Origin of the sequence: Janthinobacterium sp. BJB304, from assembly GCF_002735765.1 — a bacterium.
Classification (GTDB): Bacteria; Pseudomonadota; Gammaproteobacteria; order Burkholderiales; family Burkholderiaceae_D; genus Janthinobacterium.
This window is the reverse complement of record NZ_PDZN01000007.1, coordinates 32,069-49,277: the sequence shown is the minus strand read 5'-3', so window position 1 is coordinate 49,277 and position 17,209 is coordinate 32,069. Positions and strand designations below refer to the sequence as shown.

14 protein-coding genes are annotated in these 17,209 nt (G+C 65.5%); 12 read left to right on the top strand and 2 right to left on the bottom strand.

What is annotated here, in order from left to right; all coding sequences use genetic code 11:
- The first annotated feature begins 105 nt into the window (after positions 1–105).
- The 3 genes from CSQ95_RS10095 to CSQ95_RS10085 all read left to right on the top strand — a co-directional run bounded on the left by CSQ95_RS10095 (position 106) and on the right by CSQ95_RS10085 (position 4,961).
- Positions 106–1,185 (top strand): LLM class flavin-dependent oxidoreductase, encoded by a 1,080-nt coding sequence (locus CSQ95_RS10095; RefSeq protein WP_099409389.1) that lies wholly within the window; start codon positions 106–108, stop codon positions 1,183–1,185.
- Between the two features lie 26 nt (positions 1,186–1,211).
- Positions 1,212–2,366, top strand: a complete 1,155-nt coding sequence (locus CSQ95_RS10090) for an LLM class flavin-dependent oxidoreductase (protein ID WP_099409388.1) — start codon at positions 1,212–1,214, stop codon at positions 2,364–2,366.
- A gap of 222 nt (positions 2,367–2,588) precedes the next feature.
- The gene (locus CSQ95_RS10085; RefSeq protein ID WP_099409387.1) at positions 2,589–4,961 is read left to right on the top strand and encodes a TonB-dependent receptor; all 2,373 of its coding nucleotides are present in this window, start codon (positions 2,589–2,591) and stop codon (positions 4,959–4,961) included.
- 122 nt (positions 4,962–5,083) lie between these two features.
- Here CSQ95_RS10085 and CSQ95_RS10080 read toward each other — a convergent pair whose 3' ends face one another.
- Entirely contained in the window at positions 5,084–6,136 is a 1,053-nt protein-coding gene (locus tag CSQ95_RS10080; protein ID WP_099409386.1) for an ABC transporter substrate-binding protein, read from the bottom strand.
- 260 nt (positions 6,137–6,396) lie between these two features.
- On the opposite strand from CSQ95_RS10080, the gene CSQ95_RS10075 reads away from it, so the two are divergent.
- The 8 genes from CSQ95_RS10075 to CSQ95_RS10040 are packed head-to-tail and all read left to right on the top strand — an operon-like array spanning position 6,397 to position 14,197.
- A complete protein-coding gene (locus CSQ95_RS10075; RefSeq protein ID WP_099409385.1) occupies positions 6,397–7,149 on the top strand; it encodes a class II aldolase/adducin family protein in 753 nt (250 codons plus the stop codon).
- 22 nt (positions 7,150–7,171) lie between these two features.
- On the top strand, positions 7,172–8,245 hold the full coding sequence (locus CSQ95_RS10070) for a PhnD/SsuA/transferrin family substrate-binding protein (protein WP_099409384.1): 1,074 nt from the start codon (positions 7,172–7,174) through the stop codon (positions 8,243–8,245).
- Positions 8,242–9,078: an ABC transporter permease gene (locus CSQ95_RS10065; RefSeq protein WP_099409383.1), complete on the top strand. Its 837-nt coding sequence runs from the start codon at positions 8,242–8,244 to the stop codon at positions 9,076–9,078. The genes CSQ95_RS10070 and CSQ95_RS10065 overlap by 4 nt, the downstream gene beginning before the upstream one ends.
- Complete coding sequence (locus CSQ95_RS10060; protein ID WP_099409382.1) at positions 9,075–9,839, top strand: ABC transporter permease; 765 nt, start codon at positions 9,075–9,077, stop codon at positions 9,837–9,839. Before CSQ95_RS10065 ends, CSQ95_RS10060 begins: the two co-directional genes overlap by 4 nt.
- Positions 9,832–11,112 (top strand): MFS transporter, encoded by a 1,281-nt coding sequence (locus tag CSQ95_RS10055; RefSeq protein WP_099409381.1) that lies wholly within the window; start codon positions 9,832–9,834, stop codon positions 11,110–11,112. Before CSQ95_RS10060 ends, CSQ95_RS10055 begins: the two co-directional genes overlap by 8 nt.
- On the top strand, positions 11,109–11,990 hold the full coding sequence (locus CSQ95_RS10050) for an ABC transporter ATP-binding protein (RefSeq protein ID WP_099409380.1): 882 nt from the start codon (positions 11,109–11,111) through the stop codon (positions 11,988–11,990). Before CSQ95_RS10055 ends, CSQ95_RS10050 begins: the two co-directional genes overlap by 4 nt.
- Before the next feature lie 32 nt (positions 11,991–12,022).
- A complete protein-coding gene (locus CSQ95_RS10045; RefSeq protein ID WP_099409379.1) occupies positions 12,023–13,096 on the top strand; it encodes an ABC transporter substrate-binding protein in 1,074 nt (357 codons plus the stop codon).
- Positions 13,097–13,144: 48 nt separating this feature from the next.
- On the top strand, positions 13,145–14,197 hold the full coding sequence (locus tag CSQ95_RS10040) for an ABC transporter substrate-binding protein (protein WP_180279013.1): 1,053 nt from the start codon (positions 13,145–13,147) through the stop codon (positions 14,195–14,197).
- A gap of 22 nt (positions 14,198–14,219) precedes the next feature.
- On the opposite strand, the gene CSQ95_RS30020 is transcribed toward CSQ95_RS10040, so the two are convergent.
- Positions 14,220–14,342, bottom strand: coding sequence for a hypothetical protein (locus tag CSQ95_RS30020; protein WP_256267169.1), 123 nt, complete (start codon positions 14,340–14,342; stop codon positions 14,220–14,222).
- Between the two features lie 161 nt (positions 14,343–14,503).
- Here CSQ95_RS30020 and CSQ95_RS10035 point away from each other — a divergent pair, with 161 nt between their 5' ends.
- Positions 14,504–17,209, top strand: coding sequence for a polysaccharide deacetylase family protein (locus CSQ95_RS10035; RefSeq protein ID WP_099409377.1), 2,706 nt, complete (start codon positions 14,504–14,506; stop codon positions 17,207–17,209).

The window sequence follows — 17,209 nt, the reverse complement described above, 5'->3', positions numbered from 1 at the left end:
TCGATGGGTATCTAGCGCATGGCATGCTTTCTGCGAGGAGGGAAGGGCAGGCCGCCGCGCCAATGTGCGGCGGTGTTTTCTTCGACCCACGACAGGAGTCCATGCATGACCATCGAATTCATCTGGCAATTGCCCACCAGCGGCGACGGCCGTTATGCGGCGCCCGGCATCACGCGCCGGGGCGAACGGGCCGCTGGCGCGCCCAGTCCCCTGCAGGCGGGCGTGAGCGACCCGTGCGGCGCGCGTCCGCCCTTCACTTACTTCGACTACCTGCACCAGATCGCCCGCGCGGCCGACCTTTCCGGCTTCGACGGCATCCAGATACGCCACGATACGCAGGGCGATGAAAGCTGGATCGTCGCCGGCTACCTGGCCCGCAGCACGCGCCACCTGAAGCTGATCGCCGAATTCGACGCGGCCTGGGGTTCTGCCGTGTACGCGGCAAAGAACGCCGTCAGCTTCCAGCGCTTCACGGGCGGGCGCTTCGCCTGGCAGATCGGCCACGGCGGCGATGCGGCCGCGCGCAGGCGCCAGGGCGATGCGGTGCCGGACGCCGATATTCTGCCCCGCATCGATGAATTCATCACGGTGGCGCGCGGCGTACAGAACACGTCGCCGTTCAGCTTCAAGGGCAGGTTCTTCGAAGTGCAGGATGGCGGCTTCAAGGGGCCGCTGGCGAACCATGCTGTGAATAGTATTTACCTGACGGGGGAGACGCCCGAGGCGCTGGCCCTGTCGGCGCGACAGGCCGACGTGCACGTGTTCGATGCGGCGCCCGTGGCGGACTTGCAGCCTTCCATCGGCAGCCTGCAGACGCAGGCGCGCCAGCTGGGCCGCGCCGTGGCGGCGGGTTTGCGCATCGACGTGCTGGCCCGTGAAACGTTCGACGAAGCCTTGCGCGACGCGCGCCGTTACCGCAGCGGCGCGGGTCTGCCAGATGAACTGCCGTCCGACGGCGGCACTGCCGCGTTCTGGCCCGGCTTTGCGCAAGCGCAAACGGGCTCCCACGGGGCCCTGGTGGGCAGTTATGCGCAGGTGGCCGCCGCGCTGCAAGCGTATGCGCAGGCCGGAGTTTCCAGCTTCGTGCTGGCGGCCATCCCCCATTTCGAGGAAGCCTACCGCATCGGCGAACACGTGCTGCCTCGCGTGCGGGCAGCGTTGAGCGCCCAGCTGCAAGCGGCCTGAATCCAACTTATTAAGGAGTACCCTACATGGCAATCGATTTTTTCTGGCGCATCCCCACGCATGGCGAACCGAGTTCGCACCGCGCCCGCACGCCGTTTCGCGGCGACTGGTTCCCCGGCAATGACAACCTGCGCCAGGCCGGCCTCGGTGGCGGCGGCGCCGACGGTTTTACCTACATCGACTACCTGGCGGAAATCGCCCGCGCGGCCGAACTATCGGGCTTCCAGGGCGGCCTGATTCCGTCGTTTCCCATGACGGATGAACCATGGGCCATTTCCGCGCTGCTGGCGCGCGAAACGCGTACTTTCCGCTTCATGATTCCGTTCCAGCCCGGCTTTCTGAACCCCGTGGTGGCCGCGCGCATGACGGCCAGCCTGCAGCGGGCCACGGGCGGCCGCGCCCTGTACAACGTCATCACGGGCGGCGGCGGCCCGGCGCAGCTGTGGTGGGGCGATGCGGCCGGCCACGACGACCGCTATACGCGCACGACGGAATTTCTCGACGTGGTGCGCGGCGTGTGGCGCGGCGGGCCGTTTTCCTACCAGGGCAAGTTTTACCAGGTGGAAGGCGCGGGCCTGGCCACGCCGTTGTCGGAGCAGGACTTTCCCGAGATCTATTTTTCAGGCTCGTCCGACGCGGCCCTCGGTTCGGCCTCGAAGCACGCCGATTACTACCTGACGTGGCTGGAACCGTTCGAGCAGCTGCGCGAGAAATTCGCCCGCGTGCAGGAAAAGACGGCGCTGCTGGGGCGCAAGATCAAGTGCGCCGTGCGCGTCGATATCGTCGCCCGCGCCACGGAAGAAGAGGCGTGGGATGAGGTGCGCAAGGGCTTTGAGGCCGTCGATGCCGCCACCCTGCGCCAGTTCCTCGGCGCCGATGGCGGCGATTCCGTGGGTGCGGCGCGCCAGCGGGGCAACCGCCCGACCACCTTGAACAGCTACAAGGACCTGATCACGGCGCCGAACATCTGGTCCGGCTTCAATCTGCTGCGCGGCGGGCAGACGCAGGGCATCGTCGGCAGCTACCAGCAGGTGGCCGAACGCCTGGACGAGCTGGTGCAGCTGGGCGCCGACGCCTTCATCCTGGCCAGCACGCCGCACCTGGAAGAAGCGTACAGGGTGGGCGAGGAAGTGCTGCCGCTCGTGCGCGGCCACACGGCGGCACTGCTGCGCGCCGCCTGATCCTTTCCCCTGTTGCCGCGACAGCAGCGCCACCGCCTGCTGTCGCGCAGGCAGCACGCGGCGCTGCCGCTGCTGCCAAATCAACAGCGCTATCATGACGATAGTCTTCCTTTGAAATCAAGCACTTAAGGTCCATTTTGCTGCGCTGCGGCAGCGGGCATGCCCCTTGCAATACTGGTCATCACCATCTCGCGTTTTGACTTTACTCAAGGATAATCACCCATGCGCCGTTCGACTGCCCCCGCCGCCTCTTCCCCATCTCCTCTTCATTTGACGCCAGTGCGCCGCGCGCTGCGCTCGGCCTTCGCCATCGGCGGCCTGATGCTCGCCCCAGGGTTGGCCCATGCGGAAACGCCTGGCGCCGATGTCATCGCTGCGGCTGACGCGAATGGCGCCGGCGAGGGCGCCTCGCTGCAATCGGTGACGGTGACGGCGCAAAAGCGCGAAGAATCGGCGCAGAAGGTGCCCAGCGCGATCACGGTCCTGGGTGGCAAGGAGCTGCTCGACACGGGCATCGGCCGCTCGGCCAGCGAAATCCTCAATTACGTGCCGAACGCCTCGGCCGGCACGCAGCAGCATGGCCGCCCGCGCTGGTGGATACGCGGCGTGGGCGCGGGCCAGCAGCAGGTGGACTTTCCGAATCCCGTCGGCTTCTACCTCGACGACGTCTACATCAGCAATTCCAGCGCCACGGGCTTTCCCCTGTTCGACCTGGATCGGGTGGAAGTGCTGCGCGGCCCGCAAGGCACCTTGTGGGGCAAGAACACGACGGGCGGCGCCATCAACGTCATTTCGCGCAAACCTTCGTTCAAGTCCAGCGGCTACGCCAAGCTTGACTACGGCAGCTACGACACCACCGTGGCCGAAGGTGCCATCGGCGGTGCGCTGGTCGACGAGGTGCTGGCGGGGCGGCTGTCCTTCCATACGGAGCAGCAGGACAAGGGCCGCTTCCGCAACCAGTTTACGGGCGAACGCGATGGAAAACTCAAGGACAGCGCCATCCGTGGCCAGCTCAAGGCCCTGATCGGGCGCGACCTGACGGCGAACCTGAACCTCCATTACCGCGACTATACGACCAAGGGCGCCACCACCACCGTGGCCAGCTATGGCGCCAATGGCGTGTACCGCAACGGCTACATCCCCAGCACGAATCCCGACGACGTCAGCACGAACGCGCCGGCCGACAGCGACGTGAAACAGGGCGGCGCCCAGCTGAACCTCGAATATGCGCTGGGCGAGCTGACCCTCACTTCCATCACGGGCTATGAAAATTTCAGGAACGAAGCCACGGGCGACAGCGACAATACGCCGCTGGAAGTGGGCCGCAGCCGTTCCAAGGCCAGCAGCCGGCAAGTGTCGCAGGAGCTGCGCCTGACGTCGCCGCAGAACGGCGCCGTGAGCTGGGTGGCGGGTCTGTTCTACTTCAATGAAAAGATCGATGCCGATTCGGCCGGCGCGCGCCTGCCCAACGGTACCGTGCCGGCGCTGGCGGGCAGCACCCAGCCCGTCGGCTACAACCGTACCATTTACCAGCACAAGGCGCGCAGCGCGGCCATCTTCGGCAGCACGACCGTCAACTTCAGCGAGCAGCTGCTGTCCACCTTCGGCCTGCGCTGGACCACGGAAACCAAGGACCTCGACTTGCGTCGCGTGCAGGCCGTGTCGAACACGGTGACGTTCGGCGACGCGGCCAACTGGTGGAACACGGTCCGGGGCGGCAATTACACGGCCGCCTCGGTCGCCAACAATAACTTCACGTCGAATCCATCGACCACGTGGAATGCGCTGACGTATGACGTGACGCCCGAATACCGCTTCAGCCGCACCCTGCGCGGCTACCTGAAATACGCGCACGGCATCAAGTCGGGCGGCTACAACACGAGCGCCACGGACGTGCGGGCGCTCAATACGGTGAAGCCGGAAACCCTGAACTCGTTCGAGGCCGGCATCAAGTCCGAATGGCTGGACGGGCGCTTGAATTTCAACGCCAACGTTTTTCACTATGATTACAAGAACGTGCAGGTCAATATCACGGGCGTGTACAACGGCGACCCCACGCAAAGCGTCAATTACTTGCAAAACGTGCGCAAGGCCCACGTCAACGGCGCGGAATTCGAGATCGAGGCGCAGCCGACGGACAATCTGCACGTCAACGCCAACCTGGGCCTGCTGCGCACGGAATTCGACGACTTCGCCATCCAGAACAATGGCGGCGACCGTTCCGGCAACGAATTCGTGCGCTCGCCCCACGTGACGGCCCTGCTGGCGGCCGACTACCGCTACCCGCTGGGCAATGGCGCGCAGCTGGTCTTCAGCGGCGACGTGCGCTACACGTCGAAGCAGTACTACTATGTCGACCCGCAGAGCGACGCGCGCGGCCTGCTGAATCAGGGCGGCTTCGCCCTGGCCAATGCGCGCCTGTCGTACGTGCTCCCGGGCGGCAAGCAGCGGATCACGGCATATGCGAACAACCTGGCCGACAAGGTCTACCGCAACCACACCTTGACCAGCTTCGTGCCCGGCGCCGTCAACGGCGACACCGTCATCATCGGCCAGGGCCGCACGGTGGGCGCGTCGTACACGGTGCAGTTCTGAGCGTGACCGCCTGATGTAAAAGGCCGGCAAACTCGCCGGCCTTTTTTCCCGTAGGTCGGCTTAATGCAGCGGTAGGTCGGCTTAGCGCAGCGTAAGCCGACAACACCACTACGCCGCCACCATCAAGCCGCTACCCGCAGCAGTGCCTCCAGCCGCCGCTGGGCTTCCTCCAACGGCCGGCGGTCTATCCAGCTGTCGATATCGACGTCGCGGTCGAGAAAACCGTGCTGCAATTGAAAATCCTTCTGCTGGCGGAACAGCGCCACCTTGTCGTCGAACAGGTCGGGCGCCAGGGTCAGGTGAAAACCGTCGCGGTAGGCTTCGGCCACGGCGTCGGCGCCGGCCCGCGTCTCGCCCTGCAGGATGGCCAGCACCTCTTCTTTGTGGCTGCGCGCCCAGTGCGCGGCGCGCAAGGTCTGCGTCAAAAAGCGCACGACCAGCTCGAAATGCTGTTCCAGCATGGTTGCATGCACGGTGATCGGGCGCGGCGTGCCGTTGTTGACGCGGAAGCGCCGGTCGGGCAGGGCGTCGATGTCGATGGCCACTTCCAGCCCCTCCGCGCGGGCCGCTTCGGCCGCCGCCGCGCCTTTCACGTAGACGGCGTCGACTTCGCCGCGCAGGAGCGGGCCTATGCCTTGCCACAGGCCCGCGCCCAGATTGGCCGATGCCTGGGCGTCGGCACCCACTTCCACCAGTCGCACATCGTCGAGCGTGAGGCCGGCGGACGCCAGCACGCCCTTGTAGCCGGCCAGGCTCATGCCGCGCGCGATGCTGCGCCCGCGCCGGTTCTCGCGCAAGTCTTCGGCGCGGAACACGGGCAGCGCCAGCCGCTTGCCCTGCAGCTGCGCGGGCGTGGCGATGCCGGAACCGGGGCGCACGAGGATGGCTTGCCATTCATCGATCCACGTCAGGCCGATCAGGCGCGTGGGCGCTCCTTGCGCGCGCGCGGGCAAGGCCAGCAGGTTGCCCCCTTCGCGCACGAGCGTGGACAGGCCATGGTCGTAATGGTGGCGCGCCAGCTCGCCGCCCACTTCCTGCAGCGTCTTCAAGGCGATGCCGTCGCGGGCGAATTCTTCGTCCAGCCAGCCCAGTTTATAGGCCAGGCCCGTGGCCGTGGGCACGGGGCAGCGGGTGAACCAGACGGTATCGACGGCGGGGGAGGTTGCGGTAGTCATGGGATTCCTTGGTAAAGGTGAGGAAGACCGAACGCTGCACGAAACATGCCTGCTGCCGGGGTCTGACCCGCCGGGTCAGACCCCGAACCGCGCTTGCTGGCTGGCAGACAGTGCATATCCGTACCACTGCTGCCATGCCAGCAGCCGCTGTTGCGCAGGCAGCAGCGCTCCGTCATTTGTGCGGCCCCGGCGCTGGCACGCGTCTTGCGAAAGTAGAGGCATGACTGATTCGTACCTCAACCTCAAGAATGGAGCATGACATGACGGACGTGGCACAAGCACAAGCACCAGAGCAAGTACAAACCCCGGAGTTGACGGCGGCCGAACTGGCCTTCGTGGAGCAGGTGCGGCGCGATGCGCAGACCGCCTTCGACGGCTTGCGCGAGACGGGCAGCCTGACGGCCAACGGCACGGTGGGCTTCGTCGAGCGCACCCCTGGCGGCGACAAGGTCGTGGTGGTCAACGACCCGGGCCCGTTCCGCCGCGGCCAGTCCCTGAAGGCGGCCGTGCTGGCGCTCGATGGCACGGTGCTCGTGGGCGACGCCAACAACGGCGGCGCGCGTTACCTGAAACTGTTCCGCGAGCGGCCCGAGGTCACGTCGATTTCGCACGTGCACTCGCCATCGCTGGGTGCGTGGGCGCAGACGCATCGCACCCTGCCGATCCGCTATGTGCCCGTGCAGCGCTTCCAGCTGATCCGTGAAATTCCCATCTATATCGACCGCCGCCAGCCGGAAGTCGATTTCATCCTCGGCGAAATCGCGCGCAATACGCATGCGACGGCCATCCTGGAAGCGAATGGCGGCGCCACCGTGTGGGGCAAGCAGGGCTTGCTGAAGCTGGCCGAATTCATCCTGCTGCTGGAAGAGGGGGCAAAAATCCAGATCGCGGCCGAAGCCATCGGCGGTTCGCGCGACTTCGGTCCCGGCGTGCTGCTGCAGCAATGGAAGATGAGCAAGCTGATCGACACGGCGCGCGCCTTGTCGTTATTGCCTGCCACCGACCTGGTGTAACCCTTACTAGAACAGGCCCGCAATGTCATTGAAATTCTTACGTTTGAGCTGGCGCAAAGTCGTCGCCGTTGCCCTGGCGGCCAGCCTGCTGGCGCCAGCCATCGCGGCGGCGGCCGAGCCGCTGCCGGCTGCCGTTCGCATCGCCGTCGTGGCGCGCACGGCGCCGTCCGGCAAGACCGTGTTTGCCGGTTCGGCCGCCCAGGTGGCTGCCCAAGGCTGGCTGGCGGCCGAACTGGGCAAGCTGGGCGTGAAGCTGGAATGGGTGCCCGTCACCACCAATTCCGTGGCGACGCAAGTCAACGAGGCGTTTGCCAACCACTCGATCGACCTGGCCCAGTATGGCGACTTGCCATCGATTATCGCCAACGCCTCGGGCCTGCAGACGCGGCTGATTTTGCCGGGTGGCAGCTTCAGCAACACTTACCTGGTGGTGCCGAACGGCTCCACGGCCCGCTCGATCAAGGAGCTGAAGGGCAAGAAGATCGTCCTGCACCGTGGCCGGCCGTGGGAATACCCGTTCGCGCGCCTGCTGGAAGCGAATGGCATGAGCTTGCGCGACGTGAAAATCCTCAACCTGAACCCGCAGGCGGGCGCGGCGGCCGTGGCGACGGGCGGCGCCGATGCCTTCTTTACCCTCAGCGACGCCTTTTTGCTGGAAGATAAAAAGGTGGGCAAGATCATCTGGTCCAGCAAGGCGCCGCCGCAGGACTGGAAGATGCGCGCCGAACTGTGGGCCGACAGCGGTTTCCTGCAACGCTGGCCGCAGCTGGCCCAGCTGGTGGTGACGGCCTATGTGCGCGAGCACCACCGGGCCGCCGGCGCCGGTGGCGAAGACGAGTACGTGCGCACGGAGGCGGCGGCGGGCCAGGTGGAAAGCGTCGTGCGGCGCGAACTGGCAGGCGACCATACGCCGTGGCAGGCGCGCTGGTCGCCATTGTTTACGGCCAGCCTGCGCCAGCATTACCTGGGCGAGGCGGCATATGCGAAGAGCGCGGGCCTGATCGGGCGGCCCCTGCAAGTCGACAGCCTGTTCGCGCCACAGTTCGTCAACCAGGCGCTGGCGCAGCTGAAATTGCAAACGTACTGGGCGCCATGACTTCCCTCACTATCGCCTTGCCGCGCTCTTGCGCGCCTGCGCATGCGGCGTCCATTCCCTGGCTGCGGCGTTTTGTGCGCTCGCCCTGGTCCGTGTGGGCATCGCCGCTGGCCTTGCTGCTGCTGTGGACGGCCGCCACCACCTTCGAGTGGATGCCAGCGCACATCTTGATGTCGCCCTGGCAAGTGCTGCTGACGGCGGCGGACCTGGCCGAAAGCGGAGAATTGGGCCAGCACCTGGGTATCAGCCTGTTCCGCCTGCTGGCCGGTTTCGGCCTGGGCGCCAGCGCGGGCCTGGCCTTCGGCGTCGTGCTGGGTCTGTCGCCAGGCTTGCGCAGCTATGTCGACCCCACTTTCAATGTCTTGCGCCAGTTGCCGACCGTGGCCCTGATTCCTTTGTTCATCTTGCTGTTCGGCATAGGCGAGAGTTTCAAGGTGTTTATCGTGGCCAAGGCCAGTTTCTTCATCGTCGCGCTGGCCGTGCATGACGCCATCCGCAATCTGTCGCAGCGCTACTTTGAGGTGGCGCAAGTGTATTGTTTTTCGCGCTGGCAGCGCATCCGTTTGATCGTCCTGCCCGCCATCGTGCCCGCCGCGCTGACGGGCATGCGCATCGCGCTGTCGCGTTCGTGGATGGTGCTGGTGGGCGCGGAATTACTGGCCGCCGACAGCGGCCTGGGCCAGATGATGGAAATGGGCCGGCAAATGTTCCGCCTCGACGTGGTGATGGTGGGCGTGGTGCTGACGGGCGTAATCGGCTTCGGCCTGGACCGGGCCTGCCACGCGCTGGAAGCACGGCTGATGCGCTGGAAGCGCAGTGGAGAGAACTCATGAAGCAACGTTTGAGTGTGATCTTCAAGGGCGCGCTGCTGCCCCTGGCCTTGCTGGGCGCCTGGCAATGGGCATCCGGGCAGGGCGCTGCCGCCGCCTACATCTTTGTGTCGCTGGGCGATCTGGCGCACAGCCTGCGCGACCTGGTCTGGACGGGCGAACTGTGGGTGCATCTGCGCGCCAGCCTGGGACGCACGCTGGCCGGACTGTTGCTGGGCGGCAGCGCCGGCATCGTCACGGGTGCGCTGATGGCGCAGTCGCCGCTGGCGGACCGGCTGATCGGCCCGCTGTTCCACAGCATCCGCCAAGTCCCCCTGTTGGGGCTGATTCCCTTGCTGGGATTGTGGGTGGGCAATGGCGACGGCGCCAAGCTGCTGGTGATTGCCATCGCCGCCTTTTATCCCACCGTGCTCAACACGTATGCGGGCATGCGCCAGGTGGAAGGGAGACTGCGCGAAGTGGGGCAGGTGCTGACCCTGACGCGCTGGCAAACCCTGCGCCAGATTCTGTTGCCGGGCGCCATGCCGGCCATCGTCACCGGTGTCACGCATGCGCTGGCGTTCGCCTGGCTCGCTTGCCTGGGCGGCGAACTGCTGTTTGCGGCCGGTCCCGGCATGGGTTCCTTGCTGCTCAACGGCGAGGTGTCGGGCCGCATGGACGTCGTCCTGCTGGCCGTGCTGGTGATCGCACTGCTGGCGCAGGCGATGAACGTGGCGTTTGCGCGACTGGCGCGTTTGCTGGTGAAGGGGCGCAGCAGTGAGTAAATCCCTGCCATTCCAGCCAGACGCGGCCGTCAGTGCCCGCGAAGGGGAGCTGCGCGCCTTCCTGCTGCGCTTTATCGGCTTGACCCTGCTGTCGGGCGTAACGATCGGCATGAACAAGGTGCTGGCCACCTTGCTGGGCTTGCATTTGCACGTGAGTAATTTCCAGCTGGCCGCAATCAGCAGCGCGGAAACCCTGGCCATGGCGCTGGGGACCATTCCGGCCGGCTACATCTTGTCGCGCGGCAATCCGAAGCACCTGTACGCGGGCGTCAGCCTGAGCCTGGCGCTGGCCTTTTGCGTGCTGCCGTGGCTGCCCGGCTGGCAATGGGTGGCCCTGCTGATGTTTTTGGTGGGCCTGTGCATCTCGCTGCGCATCGTGGCCATGAGTACCGTGTTTCTCGTGCGCTTGCCGGAACTGGGGCAGGGCAAGGCGGGCTGGTACAAGGGCACCTTGATCCTCGGCATGCAGTTCCTGGGTCCCCTCTGCGGCAACTACCTGATCGCGCAGTTGGGCCTGAAGGCGGGCTTTTTGATTTCCGCCCTGATGTTCGCCATCCTGGCCGTGCTGGGCTGGCACGTATTGCCCAACAATACTTTGCCGGATAACACGGCACCGCGCAAGCAGATGGGACAAAGTGCGCTGCCCGGTGCGGCCAGCCTGCGCGAGCTGCTGCGCCTGCCTATCGTGCGCGTGACTTACCTGTTCGAAATCCTCGCCAGCTTCACGGCATCCAGCGTGGGCGTGTTTTCCATCCTGCTGGCGATCCGCGTGCTGCACTGGCCTGCGCACCACTCCGTCTGGCTGATGGCCGTGCAGGGACTCAGCTGCGTGCTGGTACTGCTGTTCCTGGGGCGTTTCGTGCTGGCCAGCCGCTACCGCGAGCAACTGTATGGCGGTGCGCACCTGGCCATCATGGCCGCCTTGCTGATCCTGGGCTTGTGGCCGTCCAGCATCACCTACCTGGCCGCTTCCGTGCTGCTGGGGATGGGGCTGGGCGTGAATAACCTCGTCAACACGGACAACATCGCCCGCGCGCCCGTCGACAAGGCCCGCGTTTCCGCCCATCTGACCCTGTTCGGCATGGTGGGCGGCACGGCCGGCGCGCTGGCGGCCGGCCATCTGGCCGACGTGGCGGGCTTGCGCAATGTGTTTCTGATCTGGCTATTTCCGTGGCTGGCCGCCTGGCTCTGTTTCCACGGCAGCCGCTGGCTGCGCCGGGCGCCGCCCGCCGCCATTCCTTCCCTCGCCCCCACTGCAGAGAGTGCGCCATGAATGATTTTGTTTCTCCATCGACCTTGCTGCCGCAGAGGCAGCAGCTGAGCGGCGGCTTGCAAGTGCAGCACGTGAGCAAGTCGTTTGCGCTGAAAGGCGCGCCGCTGCTGGTGCTCGACGATATTTCGCTGACCATCGCCCCCGGTGAATTCGTCGCCATCGTGGGCGCCTCCGGTTGCGGCAAATCCACCTTGCTGCGCCTGCTGGCGGGCCTCGACACGGATTACACGGGCTTGCTGCTGCACGACGGCGTGCCGATCCGTGGCACGGACTTGCGCCGGGGCCTCGTGTTCCAGGATCACCGATTGTTTCCGTGGCTGACGGTGCAGCAGAACGTGGCCGTGGCCTTCAGCAATACCCGTGTGCCGCAGGCCGAGCGCGACGCCCGCGTGGCGGCGGAAATCGCGCGCGTGGGCCTCGACGGCTATGCGGATGCCTATCCGCATCAATTGTCAGGCGGCATGTCGCAGCGGGCGGCCATCGCGCGTGCGCTCGTCGGGCGGCCCGACGTGCTGCTGCTGGACGAGCCGCTCGGTGCGCTCGACGCGCTGACCCGCTTGCGCTTGCAGCAGGAATTGCGCCGCCTGTGGCAGGACGAGGGCATCACCATGGTGATGGTCACGCATGACATCGACGAAGCCGTCTACCTGGCCGACCGCATCGTCGTGCTCGATGCGCGGCCCGGCAAGGTGCGCCGCGTGCAGGACGTGCCGCTGGCCCACCCGCGCCAGCGCGGTTCGCCGGGCTTCGTTGCCATCCGCGACGGCTTGCATGCGGATTTCAGCGACCTCGACGACACGCACGCGCCCGTGGCGCAGGAAGTGGATCCCAGCAGCCTGTGGGATGGCAATGAATGGGCGCGCAGGATGGCGCTGTAGTTTTTTGATATTCATCAACCTGGAGAGACAGCATGAGCAATGAAAGTCAGGCAGCAAACCAAGCACTCGACACCCTGTGGTACACGCGCTGCCCCGTCCCCACGGGCCTGGGCATTTCCCTGCAGCAGGGCTGGCTGGAAGACGCCTTGCGCGCCGACGGCACGAGCTTGCGCTCCTTGCGCGAATCGGACCAGGAAGCCGTGCGCGAATCGCATTTCGACCATACCTTGCAGAACTCCGTGCGCCACGGCGGCAATATTCCCGCCCTGTGGGCGCGTGCGGCGGGACGCGACACGCGCGTCATCGGCCTGTCGTGGTCGGACGAGACGCAGCTGATATTGACCCTGCCCGACAGCGGCATTCAGACGGTGCGCGACTTGAAGGGCCGGCGCTTCGGCTTGCCCCTGTGGGCCAGGGCGCAGATCGACTTTGCGCGCGCGCAAGCCTTGCGGGGGCTGGAAAACGCGCTCAGCCTGCAAGGCTTGACGGTTGCCGACGTGGAACTGGTCGATTATGTCATTCAGGCGGGCCAGAGCGAAACGCCACCGGAGCGGGGCGCGGCAACGAATCTGTTCAGCGGCGCGCGGCGCGGCGGCCAAAGCCCGGAGCTGCTGGGCTTGCTGCGGGGCGAGGTCGACGCCATTTTCCTGAAAGGCGCGTCGGCCGCCCAGCTGGCGCAGCAGTTCGGCTTGCACACGGTGATCGATACGGGCAGCCATCCGGAGCCCTTGATCCGCGCCAATAACGGCACGCCGCGCACCTTGACCGTCGATGCGCACTTGCTGGACCACCATTTCAGCTCGGCCGTGACCCTGGTGGAGCAGGTGCTGCGGGCCGAAGCGTGGGCACGCAGTCATGCGGACGAGACGCGGCGTTTCCTCGCGCGCGAATCGAATGCCAGCGAGCACTGGGTGCAAGTGGCTTACGGCAAGGATGCCCATCTGCGCCTGGACACGGATCTGGCGGAAACGTCGGTCGCGGGCTTGCAGGATTTCAGCGACTTTTTGTTCCGCTGGAACTTCCTGCCCAGCAAGGTCGACGTGCGCGCGTGGATCGATCCCCGTCCTTTCGACGCGGCGCTGGCGCAGACGCGCCGCGCGGCCTGAGCGGGAAGCACGTCAACGGTGGCCATGTTCGATGATGAGGAGAATGCGATGCGGCGACGCACGGTGATGGGCGGGCTGGCCTTGCTGCCCCTGGCGGGAAAAGCGGCCTCGGCGGCGAAAGCGGCGGGGGCGCCGGCAGCCCTGCGCATCGCCTCGACGGGCTTTGCGGAAAACGGCAAGGCGGAACTGGGCGGCATCGCCTACCGCGTGCAGCAGGAAGGCTGGCTGGCCCGCGAACTCAAGCTGCGCGGCGTGCGGCTGGAATGGCTGCCCGTCACGGGCGACACGGGCGCGACCATGAACGAGGCGTTCGCCAGCGGGCGCATCGACATGGCCGCGTATGGCGACTTGCCGTCCGTCATACTCAACGCGGGCGGCGTGCGCACGCAGGTGATCGTGCCGGCGGGGCGCGGCACGGACCAGTTCCTGCTGGTGCCCACCGGCTCGCGCGCCACGTCCCTGGCCGAGCTGAAGGGCAAGCGCATCAGCGTGCACCGGGGCCGGCCGTGGGAACTGGGCTTGCGCCAGCTGATCGCCGACCAGCGCATGTCGCCCACGGATTTTCGCCTGATTAACATGGACCTTAAACCGGGCACGGCCGCGCTGGCCACGGGCGCCGTCGACGCCTTGTTCATGATCAATGGCTATCCGCTGGAAGACAAGGGCATCGGCCGCATCATCTGGTCCAGCAAGGGCTTGCCGGAGAGAAAAATGCGCGCGGAACTGTGGGCGCGGCGCGACTTTACGCAAGCCCATCCCGACATCGCCGAACTGGTGGCCACGGCCTGGTTGCGGGCCCAGCATTGGGCGGCGCTCGATGGCAACCGCGAGGCGATCATCAAGGATGGCACGCGCAACGGCACGCCCGACAGCGTCGTGCGGCGCAGCTACGACGATCCGGGCTTGCAGTGGAAGGAGCGCTGGTCGCCGCTGTACGACGACGCTGTCTACCGCCATTACCGCCGCGTGCTGGCGTTTGCGCAGGAGCAAAAGCTGATCCGCCAGCCCCTGACGGCGGAGGAATTGCTGGAACCGCGTTTTGTCGCGGCAGGCTTGAAAAAGCTGGGCTTGGCCAGTTACTGGGAGCCGGCCAAGGTGTAGTTCTGGAAGACGGGCGCGTGGCTCAGTGCGGCAGGCACACGCGCCCCGCCACATTGACCACGTCGTCGCCCGCATGCGCGCGCAGTTGCAGCAGCATCAGCGCCACGCCCAGCATCAGCGCCGCAGCGCAGAGTTTCTTGTGCATCGTCGTTCCCGTTTTCACTATCTATGAAGGTGTGCAGCGATATTATTGCCGAAATTCATCGTGCGGGCTGAGCAAGTGCCAAGCGTGCTTTACAATTATGCATCTTGCGCATCCGCGCCATCTGAATTGTATGCATAGTATGTGAAGGGAATGACAAGCCTGTGACTTCCAAGCCGATCAAGATCGCCGCCACCGTTGTCGTGGCTCTCGCCGCTGGGGCCGGCATTTATAGCTACACCCGACCGGCCGCCACCGCCACGCCGGGCGCCCCGGCCTCGGGCAGCCCTGCCGCCGCGCCGCACTCCGCCGTCGATACGGCCGCCGTGGCCAGCCAATTCCGCGACTTGCTGGGCAATTTCCGCAAGATCATCGTGCTGCTGGCCGACGAGCAAAGCTTGCCCGAAGGCGCGCGTGACGAAGCCCGTAAAGTGGGCCAGGCGCTGTTCCATGAAAACCAGGAACGCATCGCCAAGCTTGATCTTGCGCTCGATCAATTGACGGCGCCCACCAATCCGGGCCGCTTCGAAGCGCTCGACAGTCTGTTGACGTATATCGAATCCGATCCCGGCCTGTATGACGCGGACCGCCTGGCTTTCCGCGAGCTGCTGCAAAGCATGCTGGCCGACGTGGCCAAGGATTCGTCCTTGCCGGCGATCAAGCTGCACAAGCGCATTTCCGAAGATCTCGATGCGCTGGGCGAGATCGAGCGCAATTACGAGAAGGAAATCCGGCAAATCTTCGGCAACCTGGGCCAGCGCGCCATCGAACTCAAGCGCGAACGGTGGGACGATTATGTGGCGCAGCTGAAAAAACTGTACAGCCGCGAACAGATTCTGAAGGAAAACGGCATCGTCGTGCCTTATGTGGCACCTTCGGCAGTACCGCCGGCCGGCTCCGTGCCGGAAGCCAAGCCCGTGCCCAAGAAGGATGAGGCGGAAATCTTCGGCCTCGGTTTGCCGAAGAAAACCATCGTGCTGACCTTCGACGACGGCCCGCACCGCCGCTACACGGAAGAAATCAGCGCCATTCTGAAACAGTATGGCGTGCCGGCCGTGTTCTTCAACGTGGGCCGCAATCTGGGTTCGCTGGACGCGGAAGGCCATGCCAAGCTGGGCGCGGGCGCGGAAGTGAGCCGCAAGTTGATGAAGGAAGGCTATGCCGTGGGCAACCACAGTTTCAGCCACGCACAGTTGTCGAAGCAGACGGGCGACAAGCTGAAAGGCGAAATCCTCGGCACCGACACTTTATTGAAGGCCATCAGCCCCGAGCGGGCCGCGCTGTTCCGCTTTCCGTATGGCGCGCGCAACAGCGAAGGCATGGCCGCGCTGGCCGATGCCCATTTGAAATCCGTGATGTGGAATATCGATTCGCTGGACTGGGCCGACCCCGTGCCCAGCTCGATCACGAACCGCGTGCTGGCGTCCGTCGACAAGGCGGGGCGCGGCATCGTCCTGTTCCACGACATCCACGAACGCACGGTGAAAGCCTTGCCGGCCGTGCTCGACAAGCTGATCGCGGAAGGCTATCAATTTGCGGGCTGGGATGGCACCAGTTTCCAGGTGGCGAAAAGCACGGCGCCCGCGCCCGAGAAAGTGCCCGTCACCACGGGCTACGCCAATTCCTGGGCTGTCGTGATCGGCATCGACGATTACGCGAAATGGCCGAAATTGCAATATGCGGTGCGCGACGCGCAAGGCATCCGCGAAACCCTGATCGAAAAATTCGCGTTTGCGCCCGAGCGCGTCGTGACCCTGAAAAACGGCGAAGCGACGCGCAACAACATCCTGGCCGCCTTCCATGACAAGCTGGCCCATGGCGGCGTGCAAAAGAATGACCGTATCTTCGTCTTCTTCGCCGGCCACGGCGCCACGCGCAAGCTGAGCTCGGGGCGCGACCTCGGCTACATCGTGCCCGTCGATTCCGACCCGGCGCAGTTCGCCACGGATGCGATTCCGATGACGGAAATCCAGAATATCGCGGAGTCCTTGACGGCCAAGCATGCGTTCTTCGTCATGGACGCCTGCTACAGCGGCCTGGGCCTCACGCGCGGCGCCGGTTCCAGCTCTTTCTTGCGCGACAACGCCAAACGCATCGGCCGGCAAATGCTGACGGCCGGCGGCGGCGACCAGCTGGTGGCCGATGGCGGGCCGAACGGCCACTCCGTGTTTACATGGACCCTGCTGCAAGGCCTGGCGGGCAAGGGCGACCTGAACGGCGACGGCCTCATCACGGCCACGGAACTGGCGGCGTATGTGGCGCCGGCCGTCTCCAGCGTGTCGAACCAGACGCCCGCATTCGGCAGCTTGCCCGGATCGGAAGGGGGCGATTTCGTCTTCGAATTGCCGGGCGAGACGGAATTCCTCAGCCCGAACACGACGCAGCTGTCGACGGAAGCCATCGCCCTGAACAGCAAGCTCGACGCCAAACCGGCGGCGGCCAGCGTGACGGTGAAGGATTTGCAGGGCGGCGAGCAGAAGATCGTCACGCCGGGCGCCGTACCGACCTCCACGCGCCAGCTGGCGCAGCGGGCCAACGACCGCGGCTTGCAGCTGTACAAGGAGAAACAGTATGCGGCGGCGGAAGCGCAATTTACGGAAGCGCTGAAATTGCGTCCCGACTTCGCGCTGGCGGCCAACAACCTGGGCTTTGTCTTCTACAAGCAGGAAAAATACCGCGAAGCGGCCCGCTGGTTTGAAAACACGGTCAAGATGGACCCGTCGCGCGCCATCGCCTACCTGAACCTGGGCGACGCGTATGCCAAGGCCGGCGATGCGGCCAAGGCGAAAGCGGCCTATAAAACCTATCTGGAACTGGCGCCGACGGCCTCGACGGCGCCGGCCGTGCGGCAAAAGATGGACAAGCTGTAA

Coding starts and splice junctions, on each gene's coding strand:
- CSQ95_RS10085 (WP_099409387.1), top strand. CDS start 2,589: ATGCGCCGTTCGACTGCCCCCGCCGCCTCTTCCCCATCTCCTCTTCAT.
- CSQ95_RS10095 (WP_099409389.1), top strand. CDS start 106: ATGACCATCGAATTCATCTGGCAATTGCCCACCAGCGGCGACGGCCGT.
- CSQ95_RS10045 (WP_099409379.1), top strand. CDS start 12,023: ATGAGCAATGAAAGTCAGGCAGCAAACCAAGCACTCGACACCCTGTGG.
- CSQ95_RS10040 (WP_180279013.1), top strand. CDS start 13,145: ATGCGGCGACGCACGGTGATGGGCGGGCTGGCCTTGCTGCCCCTGGCG.
- CSQ95_RS10060 (WP_099409382.1), top strand. CDS start 9,075: ATGAAGCAACGTTTGAGTGTGATCTTCAAGGGCGCGCTGCTGCCCCTG.
- CSQ95_RS10075 (WP_099409385.1), top strand. CDS start 6,397: ATGACGGACGTGGCACAAGCACAAGCACCAGAGCAAGTACAAACCCCG.
- CSQ95_RS30020 (WP_256267169.1), bottom strand. CDS start 14,342: ATGCACAAGAAACTCTGCGCTGCGGCGCTGATGCTGGGCGTGGCGCTG.
- CSQ95_RS10080 (WP_099409386.1), bottom strand. CDS start 6,136: ATGACTACCGCAACCTCCCCCGCCGTCGATACCGTCTGGTTCACCCGC.
- CSQ95_RS10065 (WP_099409383.1), top strand. CDS start 8,242: ATGACTTCCCTCACTATCGCCTTGCCGCGCTCTTGCGCGCCTGCGCAT.
- CSQ95_RS10050 (WP_099409380.1), top strand. CDS start 11,109: ATGAATGATTTTGTTTCTCCATCGACCTTGCTGCCGCAGAGGCAGCAG.
- CSQ95_RS10070 (WP_099409384.1), top strand. CDS start 7,172: ATGTCATTGAAATTCTTACGTTTGAGCTGGCGCAAAGTCGTCGCCGTT.
- CSQ95_RS10090 (WP_099409388.1), top strand. CDS start 1,212: ATGGCAATCGATTTTTTCTGGCGCATCCCCACGCATGGCGAACCGAGT.